Genomic DNA, 26,462 nt, shown 5'->3' on the forward strand with positions numbered 1-26,462 from the left:
AAAATATATCCCAACTTTAGTTTTTGGGATATATTTGCGTAAGCTATTTGTGGTAATTTGTTTGCGGAATATAGTATTTTTTGAGTTGGTCGATGCTTGTATATAAACTTCGAGTTGACATTGCTTTGAGGTCAAAATAACTGGCGAACTTTTTCAACCCCCCAGTGAGGGTTAATTCTAGTAGATACTGGGCTGCGATCGCACTCGTCATTTTATTGACGAATAGTGATTGATAATTCCGTGCTTGGATTTCTGCACATGAAAGGTTGTTGTCGCTAAGTTCTTCTGGCTGAGGAACTAGCAGTTCTGGGTGAACCAGCACCGGGGAGGGAAGATGTAACCAGAATTGAGGTTTGTCTGGGTTATTGGAAGCTTGGACTATATCAAAATTAGAGTGCGTTCCAATTACTACTTGTCCAGAGTAGTTGCTGTTTCCACAATCCAGCCAAAATAGAGATGCTGGCTCATTTGCACTGTTTATTTTGAGAACAGAGTGAATTTTGCTCCTGGCGGCGCTGTTATCTACACAGCCAATAATTACCGTTAGGGTATTCCACCAACTGGCCGTGCGAATCATGTCTTCTTCAAACCAGTCGCAAACGGCTGTAATCTCTATTCCATACTTGGCACTGCATCTTGCAGCCAGTGTTTCTGCCTTTGGTAGACCAATTTCAGCTTGTTGATAATTTTGGCGGCTGATATTCTTGAGTTCGACAGTATCGCCATCAATGATCGCAAAGTTAATGTCTTTCTTAGTGCGCTGGAGTTGCAGAATAATTCGACATAAATCTTCTGCAAGAAACCCGCCTGTTCCTCCTACTCCTACTAAAACAAAGTTGATACGAGTATGATTGCGAGGTAAGACGGGTAAAGCTTGTTGGTAAGTAGTTAATTCAAGCATTTTACCTGTAGCGGCAGTTCAAATATTTGATTGGGGTTGATGTCGAAAAAGTGATTGTATATCCCGATGCGGGTATAAATTGTGGGAATGGTATTCAGCGTGCCAATAATCGCGAACACTCGAAATTTGCCTTTTTCTTCTTGATTGTCTGCACTTGAAGGATAAGCAGCTAGAGTTCCATGACTGTGCATTTCCACAAAGCCATCTGTATAGTTTTTATTGAGTGCGCTTTCTAAAGATAAGACATGAGTAGAGGACGCGGTTTGCAGTGGTGTGTGACACCACCATTGGTTGTTTGTCACTCCCAAGTAGAATAGGATTTCCTGTTGGGGGTTGATACTGGCAGCATTGATAATCTCGGCGATCGCTTGGCGAGGAACTTTTGGGACTTTCAGACGAAAGTAGGGTTCAAGGGGTTGGAGTCCAGCGACTTGAGTTTGAGTTAGTTGCAAGCAAACCTCTAACTCGCGGCGGTGCGATCGCAAGAAAAGCCCATTTGCTGCCAGCCAGTATTCCTGGAGTTTTTGACTGTAAGGAGGAAAGTTATTACTTGTAGCGAGGTGATAACCGATAAAAGGATTCATGGTTAACTCAACAAATGATTGATAATGTCTTCTGGGGTTGTGATTTTCCAGCTATGAACGGGAACAAGGTCACTTGAAGGGTAGGATTTAGCTTTAGATTCGTGTAATTTGATTAGCTGATTGCAGATATTATCAGGATGAGTTTTTGACTTGCCTTGGGATAAGTCCTTGTTAAAAGGTGATTTCCAGAACAGATCCCAAACTTGGCCTATGCTTGCAGCACTGCACTTACTGAGAGAATTTCCCCCAAAGCAAATACTAGAGTCGTCCCAAATATTAGGTAAAGGAGGCTTGTACAGTTGTGCGTCTGGTTTAAATACCCTGCCTTTAACTGCCCACAGGTAATATCTACTACCGCATCCAGCAAATAAGAATGCAGGCATAGGGACAGTAATTACTTCAGGTTCCTGTCCCATAATTTGAATTTGATATTTTTGGGGAGAGTAAAATTGAATAATGGTCTCTCCCTCTGGATTTTTACCCCACCAAATCGTGTTGCTAGAAAGCCATCCAGATGCGGCAGTTTTACTTGTGAAGGCTTTCTCTACTGCTTCAGGAGACAAGAATTTATATTTAGATTCTTTGCCTTCGCGTTCGACTAAAATAAACTGTCCTTTGAGGATAATTAGCTGCCCTAGTAAATCATCTTGGGGAATATTGGCCAGCAGGATTTGGGAGACATTTTCTAAGTTAATTATCGGTAATATATTTGTGTCTGCATTCATGCTTTTGATGCTTGGTTCCAAATTTTCAATGCTGCTTTTCGAGCAGAAAGAGATGTTTCTAACAAATGGCTAACCTCATTTGATTTCTCCATCATCAAGACGGCTTCTTGCCACTTTTGAGCGAGAAATACGATATTCTCATAAGTCCATTCCAGCCAATCGCTTGTTTCACACGTAATATCTAGCCAAATATTTTCAGTCGAGTAATCTATAATTCGTATGGCTATATCTAAATATTGCAGGGGACTTTTGTAACGACGACACAGCTTTACGAATTTCTCGAAATAAATTTCTTCTGCTGGAGCAATGTAGTCAGGAGTAAAACCAAAATTTAGTTTCCATTGGCTGCTATTGTACCCTTGCCCCATCAATGAAAGTAGGAACTTTTCTGAGTATACCAGTTCCTCAAAATCTTCATTCCACCACTCAAGTCTTTGTGGTGAAACTAGAATACTATCACGTTCGGGATTAAACTCGATTTCATCGATATATTCTACTGGGAATAGATTTTCATTCACTAGGTTAATAAATTCAATTTCTCTATCTAGGTAAGCACTGGTTGGATGTGATTGTTTATTAATAGGTATGGTTGATTCTAACCATTTTTCTGGAAATAATCTTTGATACAGACTTAAGATATTTACTCGTTCGGAAAGATTTTCTAAATAATTAACTGCTGTTAGACAAGTAATAGGTATTTTGAATGAGTGGATGTTGCCAAGCATAACTAATCAGCCGCTACGAGTTATAGCGGCTATAAATCTGTGATTACAGTACAGGATATTTACTCGTAATAGCAGGTTGCTGTTTAAGGCTTTGAGCAACTTTTTCGCTATAGGTTTCCCAAGATTGACCGAGCTTGATAGCTTTATCTATCTCAGGTTGTAAGGTAATTAAATTTTCGAGGCTAATTTGACTGTTTATCTCTAGAAGCTTTATCTGCCATCCTAACTTTAGTGCAGGATTTATTTCTTCAAAACAGTTTTTCAATTCTCTAAATTGATTTCCCTTAGTACCTGCCTTTTTTACCAAACGAATTGAAACTGTATCATCAGTTGTTTGTCGTTCAATTTCGGCATTAGCATACTCTGGAAAGTAGACGCTAATGGCTGTTTTGAGGGTATTGTCATCCTGGGCGATCGCCTCATCCAGAGGAATTTCTTGTCCTTCAATAATAGCAATGTACTTCATGGTAATTAAAATAGTGACAGTTGGTTGTTAGGTGCAGGTTTTTTATCTTTATCTTCAGGTAGGTTACGCTTTTGTACTTGTCTGGATTGTTCTTGTTGATTCTGCTCTGTAGCTTGCTTTACCATCCTTTTTTTGCAGTTATTTAACATTTCAGGGAGAGATTTTTTTAAATCATTTAGCCAGTTATTTATGATAGGCTGAGATTTAATCTCAGCTAGAGGAATTATCTTAATAATCGGAGGTGCATCTTGAATTCCAATTGAGATAATTGCTTTTTCAGAATTTGGTGTTAACTGAATTGTTATTATGGCGGTTTTGGTTAAACTTATCCCGCTAGATGAATCTTGACTTATAACTTCAGTATTTACTGATTCATCTAATGTTTCTTCTAAATTTAGATTGTCCTGAATCTCAGGATTAAAATCTTTACTGCTATAGCTATTTTCAAAGCCAGTTACATTCTCGTCAGGTGATGTTTGATTACTCATGATTAAGAGAGATTAGCTAATCTAAATAAAGTGCGGATGGTGATACCTGTCTTGTTAAAAGACTGCCATTTGTAGGAGCATTCGCCTGATTTGTACTTAGGAGAAAGTTGGCTCCAGGTGTCCCATGCCTTAAATAAAATGGGACTAACACTCTTGAGTGCCATCCCGACTTGAATCCACGAATGGTAATCATCTGAAAACCGAGGGTGGATGACTTCGAGTAGCACAAGTGCGGTTTGAATATTGGTTTCTATTGAGGGAATTAAATGAGCGTACCTGTCTACCCTATATCTGCGGTTATATTTTTCTTTGGGTAGGTTAAACTTTCTTGTTTTCTCCTGTTTGGCAAGCATTTGGGCAATTACCCAATCGGGAGCTATTTCTATTTGGCGTTCAGATGGACTACAGCCGGGAAGCCATTTGTAGTTTCTACCTTCTGGATGAAAGGACGGGGGGAGTATTGAAGCTAGGTTTTTGCCTCGAAACTCCAGGTGTTCGTCCTTCCCAGTTTTGATTTTGCGAGATTTAACATCGCAAGCTTTTGATTTGGGAATGAGGTATAGGCGTTGGCTGCGATATTTCCTTCCAGAGGTAAATGCAATTGTGGGAGGGAGATATTGTTGAGCGCGATCGCATAACGACTCCATAGGAGTATCGCGTGTTTCGGTGGGTGTTAGGTGGTTGAGTTCTTCTGGTTCAGAATGTTCGTTAATCTGAATAATTTGTCGCCAGGATGTTTCCCCGTCGCAGTCAATAGCCACTAAGTACCCTTGGGGATGATTGAAACCGCAAACCAAGGCTATACCAGTGGGTGTGATAAATCTGTTATTTGTCCAAACTTTTAGCCGACGGCGGACGAGTTCAGTTTGTAGTTCTTTGGGAGAGTAAGTATTTTTTTCCCATTCTTTCCCTAGAGGACGTTTACCAAAGGTAGGAACGATTCGCCATTCTTCGGGTAAGTTGTCAAGTGAAGATACCAAATGACGGATTTGGGCATGCATGAGTTCATAAAACTTTTTATTAAATGACTCCTGCACGCTTATTGCGTTAGTTTATGTAGTGGTTTTCATTTCTGTTGGCTCTGGTTCTACTTGAATGATGCGAACTCTACCCATCATTTGTTTTATATTTCTCTTGACGTAGAAATTACCCCCAATTGCCAGTCCGTAATGGCACAGATAGCAAATTTCTTTGACAATTTTATGTTGAGCATATCTCTTGCCGATGATGCTCCCAGCACCATCCCAACAACCAGTCGTTTTTGTTGCTGAATATGTAGCATCCCTGCCTTGTTTAGTCTATTTAACTACGGAGCTATACTTAGTCGTGCTTCTTCAACTGCTGTAATATTTTGCTATCTTCAATTTGTTTTTTACGTGTTTACCTGACTAGGTGCAATATCTGAGTTTAACCTTCTTATGTTTGTACTCATTTTGAGTATAATAGTTCAAAATGAGTACAAGAGAGAAGTTGTTATGATGGCACTTTCACGCCCTCGTTTACAGGTTGTCCAGAATGACGAGATTGCCAAGGCAATTGAGACAATTCGCAAACACCGTCCCGGACTCATCAATGATTCGATGGTAGTGACATCAGCCTTGGTGGAATATGCGCTGGCTTTAGAGTCAGACAAGTCCCGACAAGCCAACTATCAAACCCCCTACGGCATGACAATCGTGAAAACAGGTAGTGTAACCTATGAAACCGGAATCTTCCGGTTTTTGATTCGGAACTTCAACCGCATCGCCGCCATTTTCGCGCATATTGAGAATGAAGATGATACGTTCATGGATTACATTTCACGGGGAGATAAGCCTGTCTATACCTTTGTTTTCAAGGGAAAGGGATTTACTGATTTTGAGTTTATCCATATCGCAACTGATGGCTCGTCGCTGTTTGAGGAGTGCCTGACGCTGCTTGTATTAGATTTCAAACATCATCGCGATGATATTCGCTTTAATGTTATTTACGCTAACCAGTTTGAGGAGAGATGGGGGCAGAAATCTGTTAGTGATTATGTTCCATCCCTTGATGAAATGGCTAGAGCGTTTTTTCAAGATGAGAACTACTTGTTTGGCGGTGGGGGTGGGAAAACTTCATGTACCTGGGATTTAGACTGGGAAGCTAATACCACCCCATATAAGGGGTTTGAGGTGAAAGATACACGGTATATTGACTATTCTTATGCACTCGTAGGGTTGAAACCGTCTTCCCTTGCAACAAAAAAATATGGTGTAGAAGTCTTAGTCCGTTCTGGTGTGCTAGCTGTCGAGCGAGATTTGCTACATCATCGGTATCGATGTATGTGTGATGGGTGGACAGAGGAACGACAGGATCTAGATTTTTACGAACTGGGGTGCATCTTTGGTCAACACTTTGGATATAAAGCTATTTTTTCACCTGCAAGATTTCTTAGCGAGATCGCTAGCAGCATTATCAAAACTACACCTAACGCAACTGTGTATGTTGAGAAGGGTAAGCGGATCGAAATATTGCCCATGAAGTGGGAAGATTCATGGTTTACCTGCACTGTTGACGGGAAAGCTAGCAATCAGGGATGGAGTCTCTTACATGATGACCCTAACCCTTTTAGACTCTACGATATGAATGATTTTTTCCCTGACCATTTAGAGCGGTACAAGCAAAAGAAAAAGAACCCCAAATAATTATCGGCGGGACGCTTAGCTCGACTTTATCCAAATGCTAGAACCTTTACATAACAATGGCTCTGGCTTACCAGATTTTTTCTATAATTTTCTGGATGGCGGTATAACATCATATGTGTGAAAAAGTTTAGCTCCTTGGCTGCAATCCAAACACCGTTGAGAATGGCTCCAACTTCAAATGGATAAAGTCGAGCTTGGGTTGTGTTGACAAATCCAACATTTGCGATAGCCGAAGGCTTAAGCTTCGCTTATCGCACTCTCAGATGATACACAAAGCGTCATCTGAACATCTTTTTTATTACTACCAGTAAATTACTGGTAGTAATTGATTTTTTCTAATATAAATATTTCAGATGGCGATTATGTTTTAAGCTAACCTTTTGTTAAGTGCATTTTCGACTTGATAAGTCCCAAGAGTACAGTTTGCATTGCAAGGAAATGTGGGAAATTCAAGATAGTTATTCATGGTTTTTGTTACCTTGCACAGTACCATTATCCCCTCCCTACCCTTATTTTTTTGATTGTGATAGTAGCTAATAACCTCAAACTCATTATTGCCAGCCTCAAATCTACTTCCTCTATATTGAGAGATAGCCTTGTTCCAATCTGGTTGCCAGAGCATGAGTGTATCTATTGCCATTGCTCTCACAGTTGGGTTATCTAATTTCATTAGGATATCTGGTAAGTAATGACATTGTTTGGCAATTACTTCTCGTGCGTAATTTATCAGCCAATACTCTGCTTCTCTTAAAAGAGCTTTTGATTCAAGGTTTTGGCACACTTCATCGTAAACTTTAGACATTAAATATGCCCTTTGTTCAAAAACCATCCCATTAGTTCGCAGTGTTAAGTCTGATGGATAATTAATTATCAAATCAGCTAGTTCATCACTTATTTTGGGAAGAGGATATATATGATCTTGTTGGGTTTCAGGATGGGATATTTTCACTTGATACCCTAGATTAACAGCATGATTGATAATAAAATCAATATTGTTAGACTCGACAAAATCTCCTATTTGAAAATTTGTTTCTATAAGTAAATATGATGGTGCGTGAATAATTTGAAACCTTTTGGGATTTGGATTTGAATCAGCTAATAGTTCGATGTACATCGCTTATTCTCAAAACTTTCATCAATCTTGTGCGTAAGCGATGTATGTGGTTGAATTACTAAAAAAATAATCCTACCCAAGCTGGATAGGATTATCTTGACTATTGATTAATAATTCTTGTCTCTGTTGGATTGATTATTCCCTTGAGTAGAGATAACCCAACTGATTTAAACAGTGCTTCGTTATCATCAGGACAGCGTTGAATTGTTGTACAAGAAGAGCAGCCGTATTTACAAGGACAATTATTGACTAGAAACTTTGCTTTAACAAAGGCAGTCTCTAAATACTTGATGAGGGTATCGCACATACCTGTACCATGTTCACAAGTATCAAAGAAATAGCCAACTATCTTAGTATTAGACGGCACTTCTACTAACATGAAATCTATATCTCGACTGTTTGCTCCATGTTCGACAAGTGGTAAACTGAGTATAAGGTGATGAGCAAGAGTATGAACGCAAATTTGGGTTTCATTGCTTTCAAATAATTGTTTCTCCTCATTGGTAATATATTTCTGTTTATTAAGTATCTCTTTTCTGTGATTTTTGACCACAACTGAAAAATATTTTCTTGCATCAGCGTTAATTTCAACCCTGACGCAGAATGTATTGTAGTTAAGAGCAAGTGATTCCTCGTATTTATTTTCCTCCAATAGTTCGACAAATTCTCGTTCAATCAGTTGGGTTTTACAAGCAGGACAAGTTTGTAAGTGTCCAGGTAAATTTAAATTGAAGTTACGACATCTGTTATTAGTGCAAGTCCATTTTTGTTCCAGCTTGTACAAGTTGTATCCATAAATTTCTTCTTTGATTTTGGCTGAAACAGGTGTAAATCTAGCAGCCCCTTGGGGAAGATTGATAATTTTGGCTTCCCCGACAATTTTAATTTCCTCGAAATTGAGGCTTCCTTCAGGACGACTAAATAAATTGGTTGCTTCAATTGGCTTGAGAATTGCTTTCCCTTCGGTTAAATTTAGTTCTTGTGATTTATACTGTACGGGGTTGCCGTCGAAATCTTGAGCAAGATATATGGCACCAGGGTAAACTTCTCTTAGTGCAGAAGATGCCGAACTTTCCTCAAACTCTTCTGCGCTATCTTGATTGATATAACTGATGTTTTGGTCAGTGTTGCCTCTAACTTTAATTTTTGAGTGGACATAACCGAGATTTCGATTAGTTGTCAGTCTTTGATTGTAGCTGAATATCAGTTGATTATCACCAATTAACTGTCGGGCGATCGCATTACCAGAACTACCGAAATGTTGGGCAATTTGAGCTTGTGTCGGTTTACTTTCTTTGCAACAAGCGAGAATATGCTGCTCCAAAGTTGTTTCATAATTGTGGTTAAAGTTAATAATTTCTGGAGGATCAGATAAAAGGCGTTCTGGGTAATTGGCGTAGTAAGAATCCATAATCGACCTTTTCGACGGAATAAACACCAATAGTCCTGCTTCCTGCCTCCCCGCACGTCCTGCCCTTTGGCGAAAGGCAAGAATTGAGCCGGGGTAACTATGTACGATAGTTGCATCAATAGACCCGATATCTAGACCCGCCTCCAAAGCACTTGTAGATATAATGAACTTGACCTTCCCGCTTTGTATATCTGCAATAATTTTGTTACGCTGATTTGCCTTCATACTCCCATAAAATGCTGAGATGGTTTCTCCCAGATGGGGCAGTTGCATCTCGATTAAAGCTTTACGTATGGCATTAGTTAAAACCTTAACCAGTTCCCTACTATCGCAGAAACAAATCCCGACTATGCCTTTACTCACAAGCATAGCTGCGACTTGGGCAGTTTGGTAAAATGTATTGTTCCGTGGTTTGAGACTAATAAAAGTAATCTCCGAGCGTTTTGCCCCACTTTGGTCAATAATAGCAAGATTACTTTGTTCTTCTCGATTAGATATCTTCTGGGCAATTTCGCTGCTGTTACTAATTGTTGCAGAAGCGAAGATGTACTGTAATTTTGAAATATCATTGCCGACAGATTCTATCATAAGTTGAGTTCGCCGATTAAGTAGTGCAAAATGCGAACCAAATATGCCTTGATAAAAGTGCATTTCGTCACAGACAATGATTGAAAGTTTTCTGATTGTTTCTCTAAATCCCCAGTTTGAATCGAATTGGTAGTTGTTTAGCTCGTGGTTCCATACATCAGGAGTCACGCATAAAATTGAGGGTTGATTGCTGTAAAGTTGTTTGCGCTCTTGGGGAGGAATATCTCCATTAATATTGAGAATTTGGGGGCGAATATTTTCATCTAAGTGGCTAACAAAGGAACGTATTTTCTCTACCTGGTCAAATGCAAGTGCTTTCAAGTTAAAGAATACTAAAGCTGATTTACCCTTTAGACACTCATGAATGATTGGAATGAGAAAAGAGATACTTTTACCACTGCTAGTAGGAGTTTGAAGAATTATATCTTCTCCTTTTTTGTAAGCTTGCCATGCCTCGACTTGATGAGAGTATAGTTGGGTGATTCCTGACTTACTTAGGGCCAGTTTAACTAGAGGGTGAATATCATCTGGGATGGGATAAAGTTTAGCTTCTTGAGCAGGAATTACTTCGCAGCTTTGTAATTTTCCTGAGCCATCAAGAATAGCAGCTATCTCTTGGTAGAGAATACTTTTACTTGTTGGTGCTTGGTTTAAAGGTAATAAATTACCACTATTTACCTCATGCTCCCAGTCGAAAATAATTTGGTTTAAACTACCCTTTTTAAAGTAAAGGTTTTTCTCAATGATGGCGGCGATATGTATAACACCATGTTCTTTGGAATAAACCTGCTTGTTTGCTTCTAACCATTCAGGCTGGTTCATCAAAAGTTACCTACTTGCTGTTTTACCAGGTAGGCGTTAGTCCAAAGTAGTGGTTTTGGTTATTGCTATACTATTGATGCTCTGCTTTATATTGTCAAAACGCAAATGCTTTTGGCGTTAATGAAATTTGTGCCTTGGTACTATAACTATCTACAAGCTGTTCTAAGCGTTCAACAATACTGTCTTTAAGGATGGAATAGTTAGCTTGATTCGTGAGAATTAGCGATAGCTCAGTTGCCCACTGCTCATAATTAGAACTACCAATAATACCAATAGAAGACTGGATATAGTTAACAAGAATGCTGTCATTGAAACCAAAGCCACTTTCACCCCAGATGCAAGTAGATTGCAGCAAATACTCGTAGTCCGCGAATACTTGAAACTGGGGGTTCCATCTAGGAGCATTTCTCCGATAGTGTACGAAACCATTGCTGTCGAATATCTCTTGTTGCCATAGAAGCTGCTGTAAGGAGCAGCAATTGCTAGGCGAAATAAAAGGCTTTCCTTGACGAACAACATTACCATTGCGGATGACATCGCGGCGGCGCTGCTGTCTTGCTATGCTATATCGAATATTGGGATGTTGTTTAAAGTACTGCCGCATTGAGGCAACAAATTCAGGAGCTATGCTGTTGTCATCGTCCAGGTATGAAACAATGTCGCCACCAGCTGCATCTAGTCCCAAGTTACGGGCGTAGCACAAGCCAAAGCCACTGCAAGGATCAGGGTGTTCCATTTCAATGTAGATGATAGGGAAATCAGCTTTTGCCCTAATGCTGGTGATAATATCTCTAGTATCAGGATTAGCGCCATCATTGATGACAATCCACTCAAAATTGCGGTCAGTTTGACTTTGAATGTTTGGCAGTGCAGTAGATGCAAGCTGCATAGGTCTATTGTATGTTGCAGTGATGATTGATAATTTCAAAGCTCCATACCTCTATCATTTGATTGCGTTGTTGTTGAATCGATCGCAGCTTGAATTTGTTGCCATCTTGTTACGTCCTCGTTTGTTATACCTCTAGCGGTTTCAATTTGATTACTTGCAAGAGATAGCCGAATTAACGTTAGCTTTTCATTGGTTCTGGCAACAATCAAACTTTGCGTGGTGCTATTGAAGCGGATCTGGTAGTTACTGCCTTCCAAGACAAATAGGTTTTCTCTCTCTGTGCGAATGGATTGAGGGTAGGCAGTTGCTTGTTGTGCGAAGAACACTCTAGCTATGGGGGCTATTATAGTAGCACGTTGCATTTGTTCTTGCTGTAATTGCTGGTAGTTCCATTTCCCAAGTTCTACGCCCAAATCCATTTTTACCAAACGTTCTGCTAAAATTGCCATTTCTATCGGGCCAACACCTCCAGGGACGGGCGTAATGTTTTGGGGGATGCTGTAAGCACTGCGATCTACATCGCCAGCAGCACCAGAAGCAGTAGGTGTAAAGCCACCATCGACAACCAAGCGATGAGAGGGGAGTACATAAGGAGTGAAAATTCCTTGTCTTCCGGTGACAGATACCACAATGTCAGCTGCTTGAGTTCTACTCAAGTCATCGCCGTCTTCCAAACAGAAACAGCTGATTCTACTTGCTTCTAAATATTTGATGACACCATTGCCCACAAAGCCACCTCCGCCGACAACTGCAACATTGGAATCCCTTTGTGCGTAGGATTCAACAATTCTGGCGATTCCTTCAGCAGTAGCACAACTTTCAAAGAAATTGTTACTTTGCCTGCGGACGATATCTATATCTTTTTGTGGTTCTAATAGCCCAATTGAACTTGTAAACTTAGCTGGAATTGGGTATTGAACAATAGCAGCAGTTACCTTGCTGTTTTCATTAATGGATTGGATAATGTTGTCAAATTGCTCTACTGCAATATTGGGTGACAGCACAATATAATTGGGAGTAATGCCAATAGCGTTGAACGTTGCTACTTTTTGTTCTGCTGAGATTCTGGCTGCTTCATATCTAGCTCTTAGTCCGTTGCCGGCATTTTCTGAAGCCTCAAATCTGATGATTGCTACTTCTTTTTGAGATGCTTGAAAAATGGATTTGTATTTTTGACATTCTTGCTTTACGTGTTCTCGTATTAATTGTCCGTCTATGAGTGTCATTTAATATGGAGTTAAATTTGATCGAGAAAATTGTCTGGTACAAACAATTTTCTGAATTACTAATTAGAATTCATTGGAACTAGGGCGTTTAGTGATTTCACCAACTTCTTTACCGTCGCAGGAAACCCAGTTGGTGACGTAGCGTTCAGTGTCATGGAAGCCACTAAATTCAATACTGTTACCAGAACACTTATCTTTGAACCATTGTTCTGCTTCTTGTTCTGTATTGAATGTTCTAGCAGTGACTTCTTCTATTGGAAGATTCCAGTTTGTATTGCCATATAAATCGCAAACATAATGTGTCATATCTGTTACTCTTTTAACAATATCTAAAAACCACTATGACAATTTTAAATCAACAACAGCAGGCTGAATTAATTATCCAACAAGCTTGCAAGGAAAATTTTACTGATAGCGAGAAAGCTATTTACGATGACTTTATTCTGGAAGCGGGGGTAAAAAACCCAGCTAAGATGACTGAGGCTATTGCTGATGCTTTGATTAGATTCCTTAATGGCTGCGAAGCATCTAACGAGTTTGTTGCTAATGTATTAAATCGCCTCGCGCAAGTTGTCCCGTCTCATATCATGACCAAGATTCTTCTTAGTGATAATGACGGTGATGGTGTGCCTTTATACGAGGAATTAAAACTTGGAACGAAGGTTACGGAATTTGATACCTCTTTTGAAATAGCGGCTGCAAGGCAAAGGCAATATCAATTTTCTCCAACTCGGAATTGCGATATGGAGTTGTAAGTATAACCTGAACATTATTAGGAATTTTTATTGAAAATATAGATAATACATTTTGAAGTGTGGAAGGTGGGCTAAACTAGAAATTCTGAGTTTTTTATCGTTAATCCAGCCGATGGCAATCAGTGATCGCTAAAACTTGGTGGACGGATGTCTTGCTTAATGTTTGGCTCACCTCACCCTGGTACAGGTTTTTGATACGTTGAATTATTACAGGGATGCTCGATATGAAATTAGTGCTGATGTCTATGAGGCGATCAGACTTAAGTTATGATTTATTTACCACATATCAAAAAACTTAAGTAAATTCATGGAGACTATTTATATCGTTGGTACTGTTGTTGTCGGTATTATAGTACTAGTATTCTTGTTACGCGATCGCTTGTCGGAATTATTCATTCGTGCCTCTTCTCAGGGAGAAGCAGAGTTAAAGGTGACTGCGGCAAAACGAAAGCCTCAAAAATTGATTACCCAAAATCCTTATAGTGTAGACATTAGCGGTAATAATCTTATAGGCAAAAATAAAGTAGCAGTAAAACGCGATCAGACTAAAATTACTGGGAATACAGCGTTTGGTGAAAACCAAATCGAGGTTTCTCTACCAGAACAAGCTGCTTCTACTTCATCTCCAACTCGTAGCGAACATACAAGCAACCTACAGCCACCACAGAACTATCTCCCAGAAACTTCTAAAAAGCCTTTAGAAGCTGAATTGATAACGGAAATTCAGGTAGAACCAGAGCAACAGTAGTCAAGGATTGACGATGCAGCTTAGTAACCGAACGCTCCTCGCTAACTTTACCAAAGAACTAGCTTTTTTTCAGCAGATGGTTAATGGGGAGAATTCCGCACGCATACTCCTGTTAGAAGCACCACCCGGTTATGGTAAGACGAAATTAATTTCCAAATTAATTGATATTACCAAAGAATACAATTCATCGAAGTCCAAAGTTATCACTATTGATCTGAAAACTGTTATTGATGTTCCTTACTTATTTAATGATATTTGTGAAGTTATAGGAGTCGATTTCTTTCCCAACTTCACTACTTGTATTACAAACCTCCTCAACTCCCAAACAGCGAATATCAGCGATAACAAGACATTGGGATCTTTAAATGTGCAAATTATTCAAACGGTTTTAGACGAAAATAAATTTACACAGGCAAATAAACTCATAAAATTACAAGAATCCTTTTTGCATGATTTGGGTAACTTAAATCAGCAACTAATTTTCTTTCTAGATACATTTGAAACAGTAGGTACTGATTTAGGAACATGGATTGATGGTGTTTTTCTAAAAGCTGTAGTTCATAAAACTAACTGGCTGGTTGTAATTGCTGGACAAAAAGTTCCATCACTAGATAATATTATTTGGGGTAATCAGGCTGAAAAAATTTGCTTAGACTTAGAACTGATTAATTGCGAAACGGAATGGTATAAATTCTCTCAATCTGTTGGATGGCCTTTTTCGCAGGATGCAATTAAAATGTTGATTCGCGTCTTAAAGGGTAAATCACCAAAACTGATTCGTGAATCATTAGAGGTTCTAGCCAAGGATTGGGAGAAATGAAAGAAAATTTATTCTCCCGTCTGCAAGAGGCAAAAACTGAAGCAGAGCAAATATGGGTGATTACGGAAAGTTTCTTAAATAAACTGTCTCCAGAGTTATTATCTGTTGCTTGGGCTGCGGTTATTCCCCATTGGTTTAATCCAGAGGTTTTGGCAGCTTTGCGGCCAGAACTTCAGTCACAAATTGCAGAGCTTTATTCTGAATTGCTCAATTTACCTTTTATAGAAGTTTTTCCGAAAAGAGGATATGATATCCACGAAGTCACCCGCAAGGTGATGCTCGAATATCTTTGGCGGGAATATCAGGACGAATTTTACATACTATCGGCAAGGGCGGCGGAATATTTCTCTAATGGAGATAAACCAGAGATCCAAATTGAATGGCTTTATCATCTAGCTGTTGTAGATGCTAATAGTCATCATTACGAACTTTTTAATTTGGCAAGATTTTGGACAAATAATTTTCGTCATAGTGAGTTAGAATCTTTAATTGGAAAACTGTTGGAGCAAGTAGAATCAAATCGTGTTGATATGTCTGCTATGGCAGATATTTATTATTGGGCAGGTAAAGTTAAGTTACTTTTTGATAAAGAAACAGAAGCTTTACAGCATTACGAACAAGCATTGGAATTTTACCGTAACATAGGAAATGACATATATGCAGCAAAAACCTTAACAGCCATCGGTGACGTTTTGTTTCATCTCAAACGTAGGGAAGAAGCAATGCAATACTACGAACAGGCTTTCGGATTATTTCGTGAAACTAATGATGCCTATGGGGAAGCATATATCTTAAAAGCTATTGGTGATCTGTTGAAGTTAGAGTTTGATCGTCGGGAAGAAGCGTTGCAAAACTACGAACAAGCTTTAGCAATTTATCGTGAAATTTCCTATTATGATGGGGAAGCATACATCTTAAAAGCTATTGGTAATTTGTTGAAGTTACTTGATGGTCGTCAGGAAGAAGCTTTAGAGCGTTATGAACAAGCTTTAGTAGTTTACCGTGAGATAGGTAATCGCGAGTATGAAGCAACAACTTTAAAAGCCATCGGTGATGTTTTGTTGGATGTCAAACGTATTGATGAAGCAGTACAAAACTACGAACAAGCTTTGGGATTATTTCATGATATTGGCGATGATTATCAGGAAGCAGAAACCTTCAGAGCAATAGCAATAAGTTATTCTTTACAAAATACTGGTGATAAACTAAGAGCATTAGAATATTACCATAGTGCAATTCGCTTATATCGTTCCATAGGTAGCCGAAAGGATGAAGCAATCACATTACTACCTTTGAGCTTGTTGTATCTAGAACTGGGAAAATTAAGAGAATATATTAGGATATGTTGCCAACATTATACCATTTTGAAAGATCCTGAGATTTTAGAAGAAATGCCTTTTCCTCAGTGGTCAAAGTCCCTGATAAAATTCTCTCAGCAAGGTAGAATACAACTTGCTTTGTATCTTCTATTGAATGTAGTTCTCTTTCCCTTTGTAGTTATATTGCTCTTTTTAATGAAATTTACCAGGTGGTAATTTGAGGGATTGGGCACTGATATTGTCTGTACAAACTGATCTAAAATCTGAACTACACAAGGATAGTAAACTTTGAGTTGTTGGTTGCTATTAGTCATTATTATTCCATCAATTCGATAGGGGATATGGTTTCCTTTTTGGCGGAAAGTATTTTGACTTCATAGTCTAGTGATTATTTCCTGAATCACTAATCATCAATGTCTACCTTGCTGATGTGTGTAACAATTGTGGTAATTAATCTACTAATTTGATGTGTGTTTTAAAACTAAATACTTGCTATAAAATAAAAAGTGCGCCTTTTTAATTGATGGCGCACCTTTATTAAAAATAAATTGATAGTTAAACGTGGTAAAGGATAATATTTATTGCATCTTGAGTGCTAATTTTATATTGTGTAGCAAGTTTATTCATGTTGGCTTCACCATTTGCATGATCTTTGATGATTGCTCGAACAATGTTTGGTGAAACATTAATCTCACTATTGGTAACGACTGGTTTGGGTAAAGTTTGAGAAATAAAGAATTCTTTTCTTCTTAATACATGTATTTGACGATAATGTTCTTTTCTGGGTATCCATAGACAATTTCCGGGGGCAAAGTCACTCTCTTGATCGATACGAGATATAACTGTTCCTTCGGGTGCTAATCCCATATCTTTTAGAAATTGGGTAAAGTTATCACGCCAGGATGCATCAACTTCAATGCCGCACCCGCCATGATATTTGTACTGATGGTGGTTCTTGTTATAGCAGATACGCTTGATGTGTAACCAGGAGTTATACTCGTGGCTTTTGCAGTGACCGTGGATAGTTTTATCGGTCTTGAGGCTGTCCCGTTGCAAACATCCGCAACTTTGTGTAAGCCCTCTTTTTAAGCTATTTTTACTAACATATTTTTGGGTTCCGCATCTGCATAGGGTAAGGAGGAGTAGTTCACCCCTTTTCCCCTTAACTTCTACATCAGATATCACTGTTAGTCTCCCAAAATTTGCCCCAACTTGGATAGATTCTTTTCTTTTCTTACAACCGCAGTTAGTTGAGCGACCATTGGTGAGAGTGTGACTGTAGACAAGTTTTTGAGTTCCACAATCACACTTACATAATACTTGCTTTCCTTGTTTTTCTAATACAGTCCAACTACCGAATTTTCCACTTATATTAATTATTCGCTTTGTAGTCTCCATAAATTATTTTGGTGTTATTACTGCTGGGTTAAATATTTAAAACAAGCTGTTTTTCTTGCTCCAGTTCCTTCTTTATCCAAGCAAGTTGTTGATCACCAGATTGAGGTTGTGGGCGATTCTTCCCATACTGAACTACCCCATGCCTAAAGACATGAGGTTCCAACTTGCTACGCAAGTTTCGTTTGCCCTCACTGGCTCCGACTCCTCACGCGCTATTGGATTACTAGACATCAACTCTGACCCATTATTGATAGGTGACTTTGAACTAGTCGCAGTTCTCGCTGATTGATTTGACCCGCTCCGCCAACCGTCTAGCAAGGATTGTTCCATCCCTAACCAACCATTTCTAGCTGATGGGATTGACAGAGTTTCTGTTTTTGGATCAACGTACCTACTCAAATAAGCAGAGAAAATATCTCGTTGCATACGTAATCCACATTCTGAGCAATCATGGACACGTTGAGATAATGATTTTTTCTGCCTATTACCACACAAACAAGTTTGAGACAGTGCAGTTTTTCGAGTAGAGAACTTTAGAACTGTACCGCCAGCACTTTCAGCCTTGCGTACTAGTTCTGATTGAAAACTTGATGGTGCTTTAAAACCTATTGACTTACCGTAAATTTGCTGCCAAGCCTTAACATTAATTTTCTCAGTTTTAACTGTTTTACCTAAAGCTAATGTTTGATTTACTAATTGACCGTGCAAAGACTTACGGTGTCCTGCTTGTTTGCGGTCAATTTCACGTTTTTTGTTAGCAGTCTTTTGATATCGTTTTGATGTATGCCAGCGTTTTACACCTTTTTTTACAGTGCCATTGGGATTAAAATTATCAGGATTGTTGGCGCGTCTTTGTCTGTCCATCTTTCGCTGTAATCTTCTAATTTTCTTTTGCTTAGAAGTTAATTCTTCAGCGAATGGTTGCCAAATAGTTTGATTATCTCCAACTATTGCAACAGTTGAAACACCTAAATCAACACCAACAATACCATCACCAATAACATTTTTTGGCTTTTGATAAGCTAATCCTTCACAAACTAACTGAGCGTACCAGTAAGTTTTTTGGTTGATAATACGACGCACTAAGCGAACATATTTAATCCTAGAATTTAAACCATGTAATAATACAGGGTCATTACTATCAATAATTCCCGAAAGTTTTAACCCTAACCATTCAACACTATAACCAGTCCAGCGAATACCTTGCTTGTTAGTTTTACCTTCTAAAGACGCAAACTGTCCTTTTTGTTTAAATCTAGCTTTCTTAGCCTTTCCATAAATTAATCTTTCTAAAGTTTTAAACGCTCTGGTTGCTATTTTTTGAATAGTTTGAGCGTCAAGATTTAATTTAATCCAAACACTAGCTATAGCTGTTGTATTGGCAAAAGATTGTAAATAATAATCGCTAAATCTATAAGCTTCACGCGCTTTTTGAAATGCTGTAGCACGTTCTTTCTTGTTAGTTTTTGAAACTAGTTTAGCTTGATTATATAGATTAGAATTACGAACTAATTCTAATCTAGTTAAGCCTTCAGACAATACAGCGTTATACAACTGTCTTCCTGCTTCTAATCTGGCAGCAAGTATAGCCATGTCTTTAGAGGTTGTTTTTAATGGAATTTCAGTTATAAAACTAGGTGTTTTTGCTGCCAAAATTTATCACCTCCCAATACTTATTTATTAGTTTTCTGTATTTTATCATTATAGGTGCGTTGTAGAAAACTATGATACTCCATACCATCAAAGTAAATATTGAAGCTAGGATTAAGTTGAAAGTCTTGAATCATATTGTTATCCTTACTGGGGAAGATATAAACACTTATTTTGTTCTGCTAGCCTATTTGTGTGATAGTTATCAAGAATCATTTTCTTAAATTCTTCTCTTGTTGCTCGCAAGTCGCGGAATATTTTGTCAGTAGGATAGAAGAATACCGACTGTTGGCGGCTGTAAAACCAGACCATTTGATTGATACTATAGGTATCATTGCTATCAAGCAGGACGTAACTAATTTGTTGGTAAAAATTTTCTAGAGAGAAGGGACGCTTTTTGGCAGTTGTTCGTACATCGATGAGAGTATTTCCAGCGATTATCTGGCAATCAGCACCTCCAAGATATTCACTTAAAGGGTATGAAGCATTGCAGGTGATATTTCCACTCACTTGATTAGCTACAGTTTGCCAAGTACGGGGTAAAATACCGATAATTTGAGATGTATCTTGAATACTAGGAAGCCATTTTTTGAAATATTCTGGTTCAATTTGAAGGGTTTTTTCTCCTTGTAGAAAAGGTTGAATAATTTCATATATGTTACGGCTGCGTGCATAATTTTCTAATGCACCCAGCAGCATACACTTTAGAGCTTCTTCTTCAAGTGAATTGGAATTTGTAATGCAGTAATCAAAAGCATATTCTATTTTGAGGGCTTTGGCTCCAACCTGAGCAAGACAATTAGTAAACCATCTTTTATCTTCATAGATGCTTCCTAGATACTTAGCTAGTGCTTTAGCACTCGCATTTCCTACTAATGGAAAATCTACACCATCAACTGGCCTGATAATTTCTTGATTTTCTAATAGTTGGTTATGGTTAGTAATCATTTTAATAACTGTCTGGTTTAGTCTAAAGTCAAACCATCTCCTGATAGGTGAGTTTCTGTTTTTTAATTCGGATGTTAAGCTCACTTTTTGATTTTTCGCTTGAAATACTACATTGAGTATCTGCGTGAGCTTTACGTAGTAATTTGTCCTTAAATTGTGTTATTTAAAACAATAAACTAATCATTAAAATAAATGAAAAGCTTGTTGAATTTGAAATTTGCAACTGATGTCAATTTGCGGAACTTCTAAACCCAAGTTTTTATATTGCCAATGCAACTTTGCAAACTTGGTGACGGGTAATTTATAGTTCAACTTCTCTTGACTTGGTTTTAGGTGCAGCAGCGACAGTTTGCTTTTGAGGGGAGGGTATGCGTTCAGTAGGGGTATATTGCTGCCGAATTTCTTCTCCTCGCCATACTTGTAAGTCATTCATAATATCTTTAAGCGGAACAAAATCGACGACTGTTTCTCCTTGCTTTTGTGCTTCAGTTGCCTTATAGGTCATAATCTTGAAGTACATCTCTCGCTGATCGGCAATTGGTAACTTGCCGTTGTTCTCATTTATCCGTTGTAGAATTTCTTCATTGCCTTGATTCATTGCTCCTCCCCAGTCAGGGCCACCATGCTTGACCATATTTGCCCATTCCTCGGCGATGTAAGGGTGAACTGTGACAGGCAGATCGCCAACTGCTTGTATTACTCGTTTTTTGGGTGCATCTGCGTTTGTGGAAGTAGATTGTTCGTTACCAAAGATGTGTTCCAGGTTGAGTTTACTGGCGTTTTGGGCAATAAACTTAATTTGGTTGATATCGTACTCAGAGATATTCATCTTACTAACTTCTTTAGTAATCCCAACTTCGGTTTTAGTTAGGTCAAACCGGACAAGTTCATGAGTACCTTTTTCTTGGGTAGTTTTAAATAATTGCAAACTGGCTCGATTTTTTTCGGGGTTGCGCGATCGCTTGATGGTAAATTCACCTACTGTAAGTTCTTCCTTATCAGCCTGGATGAGGGCATTATTCAGGGTGTGCAACATCTCATTTTGTTTAAATACTTCCAGCGTTTTAATTGTGCCGGCAGGTGCAAGACTTCCCAAGCTGTTTGCTACATCACGGATATCGGCATTGTTGAGGTCAGGTAGCTTGCCATTGTCGCCTAAGTATTCTGCCACAATGAGAAACTCCTGACGTTCAACAGGTAACATCTCTGTAGGCTTTTTCGTGATTTTGGGTTCCTCTTTTTTGTTGAGTTTAAAATCCATCAAAGAGTTCTCCCACTCAAATAGTTCATCACTGCGGCGATGAATGCTAACAGTGTCTGTCTGTTGGCGAATCACAAATGTATCGCTACGGTAAATACGTGAACCATCTTGTTCAAGAGTGCCGTATTTTTTTAACATTGCGATCGCAGTTTCAGCAATGTCTTTATTTTCCCCGTTGTAACGTTCTTCTCGCGCTTGTTTATTATTTATTTGATAAATAGGTACTTCAACCTGACGCGCCCACTGTTGCGCTGCTGACTCTACATCTTGAGAATTAGCTACTTCTTGATAGGTAAATTCAGGTGCATATTTTTTTCGATTATTAGTCGTTTGCTCCTCTGGCTCTTGTGCAAAAAACTGATTGGGAGTTACATTTTTATTTATCTCCTCTTCAGCTTGATTTGGAGATTGCTTGTTACTATTAACTATCCGTCGAATTTGAATAGTTGCTTCGGACTGTGCGATTTCTTCTTGAAGATTATTGACCACATCATCTTCAAAATTATTATCTACCTCTATTTCAACAGATAAGTTGATTTCTTGATTTATAGACGAACTGTTTTCGCTGTTTTCATCTTGTGGTAACTGTTGTGAAGTATTTGATTCGACTGCTTGAATCTTAGTTTCAGATTGTTCGCTGAGTGTCTGAACTACTGCTTCAGGATAGTTTTTGACTACAGGAGACTGATAATAATCTACATTTGGTGGGTAGTCAAAGTCGGGTGGATTACTAATATCGATATCATCTAGAAAACCAACCACAGCTTCTTCTTCGTAATCCAAGTTAACTGGTGTGGTTACAATTTCAGAATTTAATTGTTTATTATCTTCGTTCAGTATTACTGGTAAATTGTCTAATAGTGGAGTTACTTCTGTTACATCTGGGTTGCCGTTATCAAATAATAAGTCTTTTGTATCTTTATGATTGTTAATAATGTCAGCAGATGGAGGTAGTAACTTAACTAGTGGTTCACTTGCTACATCTATTATTTCATCTGGAGTAAGTATTCCAGTGACGAGATTAGTTGTACATTTACCTTCGCTATTTTGTTCGTAGATAACGATTTGTTTTGCTGAACCATCTGACTCTAGATAAGCTGTAATTTTTAGAGTATTATCACTTGTTTGCTGATAATCACTATTGAAATTGGGTACATCTTCTACTAATCTTGCAGCAATTGTTTGTGCTTGATAGTCAGTAAAAGGTTCAGTTTCTATTGTGTATTGACCTTCTACTAATAAATCGGGCATTAACACAATATTAGTTTCTTGATTGCTTTTTATACTTTGACTGGTTAAATCTACCTTTTCCCATTTATACGCACCAGGGGTAGATTCATCAGGTACAAGATTGTAGATATCTTTGCCAACTTTAACTGCAATTTTACTTGCTTCTTGAGCTTCTTTGAGTTTTTCGAGAATTACTTTAGTTATCTTAGTAAGTACATTGATGAGGCTTTTACTTAATTCTCGACTTGTTTGAATTGCAGTATCGGCTGTACCTAAATATGATTCATTAATTTGAGTGTGTCTGGTGTCAAACATATATTAAATGTGGTGAAAATAATCTATAAATTCAAACAGTCTGACTATGCTTTATAAAAACCAGTTGGTCATTAAACTTAAAGTTTTCAGAAAAAGCTCTTGTACGCATCAACAGGTAAAGGTGCATTGCCCGCTTGTACGGGTGCTTGTGGGATAGGGAACTTCCGATCTACTTCCTTGACTCGTAAATCTAAATCTTCCTGTGTGGGTTTTTTCTGGGTACTTTTCCTAGCAAGCTCTTTGATGAGTTTATCCCAGTTAGCGTCATTTTCTTGTTCTAATCCAATGATATGTTTGGGGATTTTGATATTTTTTAATAGTGGTACTGAACCCTCATTTTTATTACTATAAGCCGGGTTGATAAATAGACATTTCCCAGGTGTTAATTTGAGGAATTGGGCTGGCTCGAATAGCTTACGAGTCCGTTCTTGTTCGCTGATAGATGTGCTGGATTTACCCCCTCCCGTTGAGCGAGATTTTTGTTTATATTTAATTTCTTCTTCACCTAAATATGCAGAAAATAATCGTGCTGATTCTTCTTCACCAGGATTAAAAACAAATTTTGTACCGCACGCACCAAGGATAGCTTTAGAGATTTCTTTACCATAAATCTTTTCAAGCTGACCCATATTTTGCCAACCCAGGATACCGCAGAATCCTTCGGAACGAGATTCATTAAGCCATCTAAATAAATCTGGAAGAAAAATACTTGGCAACTCGTCAAGACACACTACTAATGGGCCGTCTTCCTTACGTTTTTTGGCAATACTGCGGGAAACTACCATGTGGAGAATGCTGGTCATCAGGGGGCTGACAGCATCGCGGCGTTCGCGGTCTAACCCGAAGATAATCATCTGTTTGCGTTTTACCTCCAAGGGCAAGGTTGTTTTACCGACAAAGCATCCCAATGTACCCCTTGCCATGAACCGGGTGAACATCAATGAAGCACTACCAGCGATACCCGCTACAGTTTTCTCTGAGCCAGCCGAGCTAAATAATTGACCAAAAGCTATCCTAATCCAAGGGTTTAGTTCGGCTGCCATCAAGCGTTCGACCATCTTCTCGCTAGAAAGTATTGCCGCAGCCGTCATAATATCAGCGCGATCGCCAAACTCTTTAGTTAGCATTAAAATAGCCTGCGTCAACTGGTCGCCGGCGGGGCCAAAGAAGGCATCCTCAGACGCATTACCTAACAGGCGGAAGTTTTTGTTAATTACCGTAGCTAACTGCCGTGCGGTTTCAGCATCGCTACTGTCGCGTAAGAAATCGATTGGGTTACATACCTCTGATTCGGGAAATCCTGGTGCAAAGATATGTACGTCATACCCCTTGGATTTGGCATAACTGGCGATTTTGGCTTGACTGGCATACTTGAAATCGTATAATACTATACCAAATCCTTGGTCAATTGCTGAGTAAATCATCGGGTTGATAGCCGAGAATGATTTACCGCTACCGGGTGCGCCAATTACAGCAGTTCCGCGTTGGACATCGGGTACATAAACTGGAACTCCCCCACTCCCCTGGGGTAATTTTTGACCTTTGTATTTGTGTACTCCAATATATAAACTGGCACTATCACATTTAGGAGCGACGATTTGCTTGAGGGCTTTTTTCTTAGCTTGGGCGGTTTCCTTTGCTCCACCCCAATAGCTAGTAGCAAGCTTGCCTTTTTTACCATTACTAAAAAGCTGTAAAAGCAATAATAAGCCAATTCCCCCGGCAAGTGCCAAACCTTGAGGTGACATGAACTTATCTGTATACTTACTAAAGTCAGTATTGCTATTTTTATGAGCAGCTTTTACTTCTCTAACTGTCTTAGTTTTAGCAGTTGCAAACAGATAATTATTCATATTAATTTGTATTAATTGCATGAGGAAATCTAAGAAATATGCGGTGAAGTGAAGTTGCATATTTCTTCATTAGTTATCTGGTGTGTCCTCTCCAAGTCAAAAGTAAAAGAGGATAAATTCTTCTATGATTGCCTTTTTACTTGTTAATTTTTAGGTACGGTGAGGGGTGTACCAAGGATAATTGGGTCTATCTCGTGGTAGGTGAAGAAGGGAACTGGGCCAATGAAGTAGGGCGAGCAGCCCAAATCAACCCATCCCCGTTTGCAGATACGGAAGAACATCGCGGTGGTGATACTGCCGTCCGCTTCGTTAATGTCCCAGATGACTTGTTTAAATGATTTCCCAAAGGGGTGGCGACCTGTGGGTTCTTTTCCACCGTTGAGACTGCCCAAGATGCCGAATCCGCCTTTAACTTTTTGGTCTTTACCGGACATCCATTGTGCGCCAGTCACAATATCACTCCCCGAAACTTCGATGTGACCACAGGTTTTCTCGCACGGGACATTAAACCCAGCTTGGTAACTACCACTTATTGACTTCCAACGTCCGCTTTCAAGCGAACCGAGGGGTAAGTCTACTTTGCCGATAAAGCTAACATCGGGGATGGGAACACTGGGGAATTGATCGAACGGTACATCAGCCAATCCCGGAACCTTACCAATTGTTGTGTTTTGCCAGTTAGTAAAATCCTTTAGTTGTGCATCCTCAATACCAGGGATACTGGTGAGTTTATATTTATCAAGTTTGATATACTCACCAAGTTCCACTTCTCCCAGTTGGGGATAATTGTCCAGCGCCTCACCAACAGTTTGGTAGCTTGCGGTGCTGCCTGTAACTTTGGTCACTAGTTCTTGAATTGGTGGAATGGCTCCGACTTCTGAATCTTCTAAATTAGGAATTGCTTCGGCGAGGTCTTCGAGTGTTTGCCAATCGAGTGTTTCAAAATCTGACAGTTTGAGATTTTTAAGTTGAATGCCCGTGATGTCGGCGATATCTTCAAGCGTGAAATCTTCAATATTGAACTCGGTTGCTTCAAAATCACCCAGTTCCATGACTTCAGCAAGGCTTTGCCCAGCACTCCAGGTGCGTGTCTCCTTCATACCAGGGTTTTTGATATTAGGGAATTCGACACTGCCAGCACCGCCAAATTTCATGTTTCTAAACGTGATACTGCTCCAATCAGGAGTAGGTGCGCCATCGACGTATTTTGTTGCAACCGGCTGTGGCTGTTTGGTTTGTTTTGTCTTATCTATCGAAGTGTTCAAATTTGAATACTTCGATGGAACTGTTTGAGCTACCGCTTTATCGCCGAATAAGAGACTGCCGATATTATAGCTACCTCCATATCGGATTAACCCATGTAGGGCAAGCCCAGCAATAAGTCCTGCAACCATTAGGTAGCGTAATTTATTAAATTTTTCCATCCGATACTCAAGCCCTCGATTGGTTTTGTTGTGAGTGCTTTCCTGGCTTGCAGCTCTCACTGGTACAATCGCAGTTACCTCTGCTGTAGTATCTAAAATTTGGTTGTTAGTGGTCAGATGTTCGTTATACATCACT

The 26,462-nt window shown here is 39.0% G+C and carries 23 protein-coding genes; 5 read left to right on the forward strand and 18 right to left on the reverse strand.

The window, feature by feature from the left end:
* Positions 1 to 43 precede the first annotated feature (43 nt).
* Genes IQ259_RS02595 through IQ259_RS02625 form a run of 7 tightly spaced genes read right to left on the reverse strand, consistent with a single transcriptional unit; the run spans position 44 to position 4,890 of the window.
* Positions 44 to 901, reverse strand: a complete 858-nt coding sequence (locus tag IQ259_RS02595; protein ID WP_193880415.1) for a ThiF family adenylyltransferase — start codon at positions 899 to 901, stop codon at positions 44 to 46.
* On the reverse strand, positions 889 to 1,485 hold the full coding sequence (locus IQ259_RS02600) for a Mov34/MPN/PAD-1 family protein (protein ID WP_193880418.1): 597 nt from the start codon (positions 1,483 to 1,485) through the stop codon (positions 889 to 891). The genes IQ259_RS02595 and IQ259_RS02600 overlap by 13 nt, the downstream gene beginning before the upstream one ends.
* Before the next feature lie 2 nt (positions 1,486 to 1,487).
* Positions 1,488 to 2,210, reverse strand: coding sequence for a prokaryotic E2 ligase family D protein (locus IQ259_RS02605; protein ID WP_193880421.1), 723 nt, complete (start codon positions 2,208 to 2,210; stop codon positions 1,488 to 1,490).
* Positions 2,207 to 2,935, reverse strand: coding sequence for a hypothetical protein (locus IQ259_RS02610; protein WP_193880425.1), 729 nt, complete (start codon positions 2,933 to 2,935; stop codon positions 2,207 to 2,209). The genes IQ259_RS02605 and IQ259_RS02610 overlap by 4 nt, the downstream gene beginning before the upstream one ends.
* 43 nt (positions 2,936 to 2,978) lie before the next feature.
* Positions 2,979 to 3,401 (reverse strand): hypothetical protein, encoded by a 423-nt coding sequence (locus IQ259_RS02615; protein WP_193880428.1) that lies wholly within the window; start codon positions 3,399 to 3,401, stop codon positions 2,979 to 2,981.
* 5 nt (positions 3,402 to 3,406) lie between these two features.
* Positions 3,407 to 3,889 (reverse strand): hypothetical protein, encoded by a 483-nt coding sequence (locus IQ259_RS02620; protein WP_193880431.1) that lies wholly within the window; start codon positions 3,887 to 3,889, stop codon positions 3,407 to 3,409.
* A 2-nt stretch (positions 3,890 to 3,891) separates the two neighbouring features.
* Positions 3,892 to 4,890 carry a bifunctional DNA primase/polymerase gene (locus tag IQ259_RS02625; protein ID WP_193880434.1) on the reverse strand — a complete coding sequence of 333 codons (999 nt, stop codon included), beginning with the start codon at positions 4,888 to 4,890 and terminating at the stop codon, positions 3,892 to 3,894.
* Positions 4,891 to 5,364: 474 nt separating this feature from the next.
* Here IQ259_RS02625 and IQ259_RS02635 point away from each other — a divergent pair, with 474 nt between their 5' ends.
* Positions 5,365 to 6,555 (forward strand): hypothetical protein, encoded by a 1,191-nt coding sequence (locus tag IQ259_RS02635; RefSeq protein WP_193880441.1) that lies wholly within the window; start codon positions 5,365 to 5,367, stop codon positions 6,553 to 6,555.
* 367 nt (positions 6,556 to 6,922) lie between these two features.
* On the opposite strand, the gene IQ259_RS02640 is transcribed toward IQ259_RS02635, so the two are convergent.
* From IQ259_RS02640 to IQ259_RS02660, 5 genes are all read right to left on the reverse strand, one after another.
* Positions 6,923 to 7,669, reverse strand: coding sequence for a hypothetical protein (locus tag IQ259_RS02640; protein WP_193880444.1), 747 nt, complete (start codon positions 7,667 to 7,669; stop codon positions 6,923 to 6,925).
* Between the two features lie 100 nt (positions 7,670 to 7,769).
* Complete coding sequence (locus IQ259_RS02645; RefSeq protein ID WP_193880446.1) at positions 7,770 to 10,490, reverse strand: DEAD/DEAH box helicase; 2,721 nt, start codon at positions 10,488 to 10,490, stop codon at positions 7,770 to 7,772.
* A 94-nt stretch (positions 10,491 to 10,584) separates the two neighbouring features.
* On the reverse strand, positions 10,585 to 11,418 hold the full coding sequence (locus IQ259_RS02650) for a glycosyltransferase family A protein (RefSeq protein ID WP_193880449.1): 834 nt from the start codon (positions 11,416 to 11,418) through the stop codon (positions 10,585 to 10,587).
* Positions 11,415 to 12,605, reverse strand: coding sequence for a bifunctional 5,10-methylenetetrahydrofolate dehydrogenase/5,10-methenyltetrahydrofolate cyclohydrolase (locus IQ259_RS02655; protein ID WP_193880451.1), 1,191 nt, complete (start codon positions 12,603 to 12,605; stop codon positions 11,415 to 11,417). Before IQ259_RS02655 ends, IQ259_RS02650 begins: the two co-directional genes overlap by 4 nt.
* Before the next feature lie 63 nt (positions 12,606 to 12,668).
* The gene (locus IQ259_RS02660) at positions 12,669 to 12,911 is read right to left on the reverse strand and encodes a hypothetical protein (RefSeq protein WP_045873833.1); all 243 of its coding nucleotides are present in this window, start codon (positions 12,909 to 12,911) and stop codon (positions 12,669 to 12,671) included.
* 35 nt (positions 12,912 to 12,946) lie between these two features.
* Here IQ259_RS02660 and IQ259_RS02665 point away from each other — a divergent pair, with 35 nt between their 5' ends.
* The 4 genes from IQ259_RS02665 to IQ259_RS02680 all read left to right on the forward strand — a co-directional run bounded on the left by IQ259_RS02665 (position 12,947) and on the right by IQ259_RS02680 (position 16,463).
* Entirely contained in the window at positions 12,947 to 13,360 is a 414-nt protein-coding gene (locus tag IQ259_RS02665) for a hypothetical protein (RefSeq protein ID WP_073600863.1), read from the forward strand.
* A gap of 307 nt (positions 13,361 to 13,667) precedes the next feature.
* A complete protein-coding gene (locus tag IQ259_RS02670) occupies positions 13,668 to 14,108 on the forward strand; it encodes a hypothetical protein (protein WP_073600862.1) in 441 nt (146 codons plus the stop codon).
* Between the two features lie 13 nt (positions 14,109 to 14,121).
* Positions 14,122 to 14,928, forward strand: a complete 807-nt coding sequence (locus tag IQ259_RS02675) for a hypothetical protein (protein WP_073600861.1) — start codon at positions 14,122 to 14,124, stop codon at positions 14,926 to 14,928.
* Entirely contained in the window at positions 14,925 to 16,463 is a 1,539-nt protein-coding gene (locus IQ259_RS02680; RefSeq protein WP_073600860.1) for a tetratricopeptide repeat protein, read from the forward strand. The genes IQ259_RS02675 and IQ259_RS02680 overlap by 4 nt, the downstream gene beginning before the upstream one ends.
* Before the next feature lie 339 nt (positions 16,464 to 16,802).
* On the opposite strand, the gene IQ259_RS02685 is transcribed toward IQ259_RS02680, so the two are convergent.
* The 6 genes from IQ259_RS02685 to IQ259_RS02710 form a co-directional block, all read right to left on the reverse strand.
* Positions 16,803 to 17,645 carry a hypothetical protein gene (locus tag IQ259_RS02685; protein WP_073600859.1) on the reverse strand — a complete coding sequence of 281 codons (843 nt, stop codon included), beginning with the start codon at positions 17,643 to 17,645 and terminating at the stop codon, positions 16,803 to 16,805.
* A gap of 132 nt (positions 17,646 to 17,777) precedes the next feature.
* Entirely contained in the window at positions 17,778 to 19,238 is a 1,461-nt protein-coding gene (locus IQ259_RS02690; protein WP_228014319.1) for an RNA-guided endonuclease TnpB family protein, read from the reverse strand.
* Positions 19,239 to 19,442: 204 nt separating this feature from the next.
* The gene (locus tag IQ259_RS02695; RefSeq protein ID WP_193880454.1) at positions 19,443 to 20,243 is read right to left on the reverse strand and encodes a hypothetical protein; all 801 of its coding nucleotides are present in this window, start codon (positions 20,241 to 20,243) and stop codon (positions 19,443 to 19,445) included.
* Positions 20,244 to 20,544: 301 nt separating this feature from the next.
* The gene (locus tag IQ259_RS02700) at positions 20,545 to 23,049 is read right to left on the reverse strand and encodes a hypothetical protein (RefSeq protein WP_193880457.1); all 2,505 of its coding nucleotides are present in this window, start codon (positions 23,047 to 23,049) and stop codon (positions 20,545 to 20,547) included.
* Positions 23,050 to 23,135: 86 nt separating this feature from the next.
* The gene (locus IQ259_RS02705; protein WP_193880460.1) at positions 23,136 to 24,902 is read right to left on the reverse strand and encodes a type IV secretory system conjugative DNA transfer family protein; all 1,767 of its coding nucleotides are present in this window, start codon (positions 24,900 to 24,902) and stop codon (positions 23,136 to 23,138) included.
* Between the two features lie 143 nt (positions 24,903 to 25,045).
* Complete coding sequence (locus IQ259_RS02710; protein ID WP_193880463.1) at positions 25,046 to 26,458, reverse strand: hypothetical protein; 1,413 nt, start codon at positions 26,456 to 26,458, stop codon at positions 25,046 to 25,048.
* Between the last annotated feature and the right edge of the window lie 4 nt (positions 26,459 to 26,462).

Source organism: Fortiea sp. LEGE XX443, from assembly GCF_015206815.1.
Lineage (GTDB): Bacteria > Cyanobacteriota > Cyanobacteriia > Cyanobacteriales > Nostocaceae > Nostoc_B.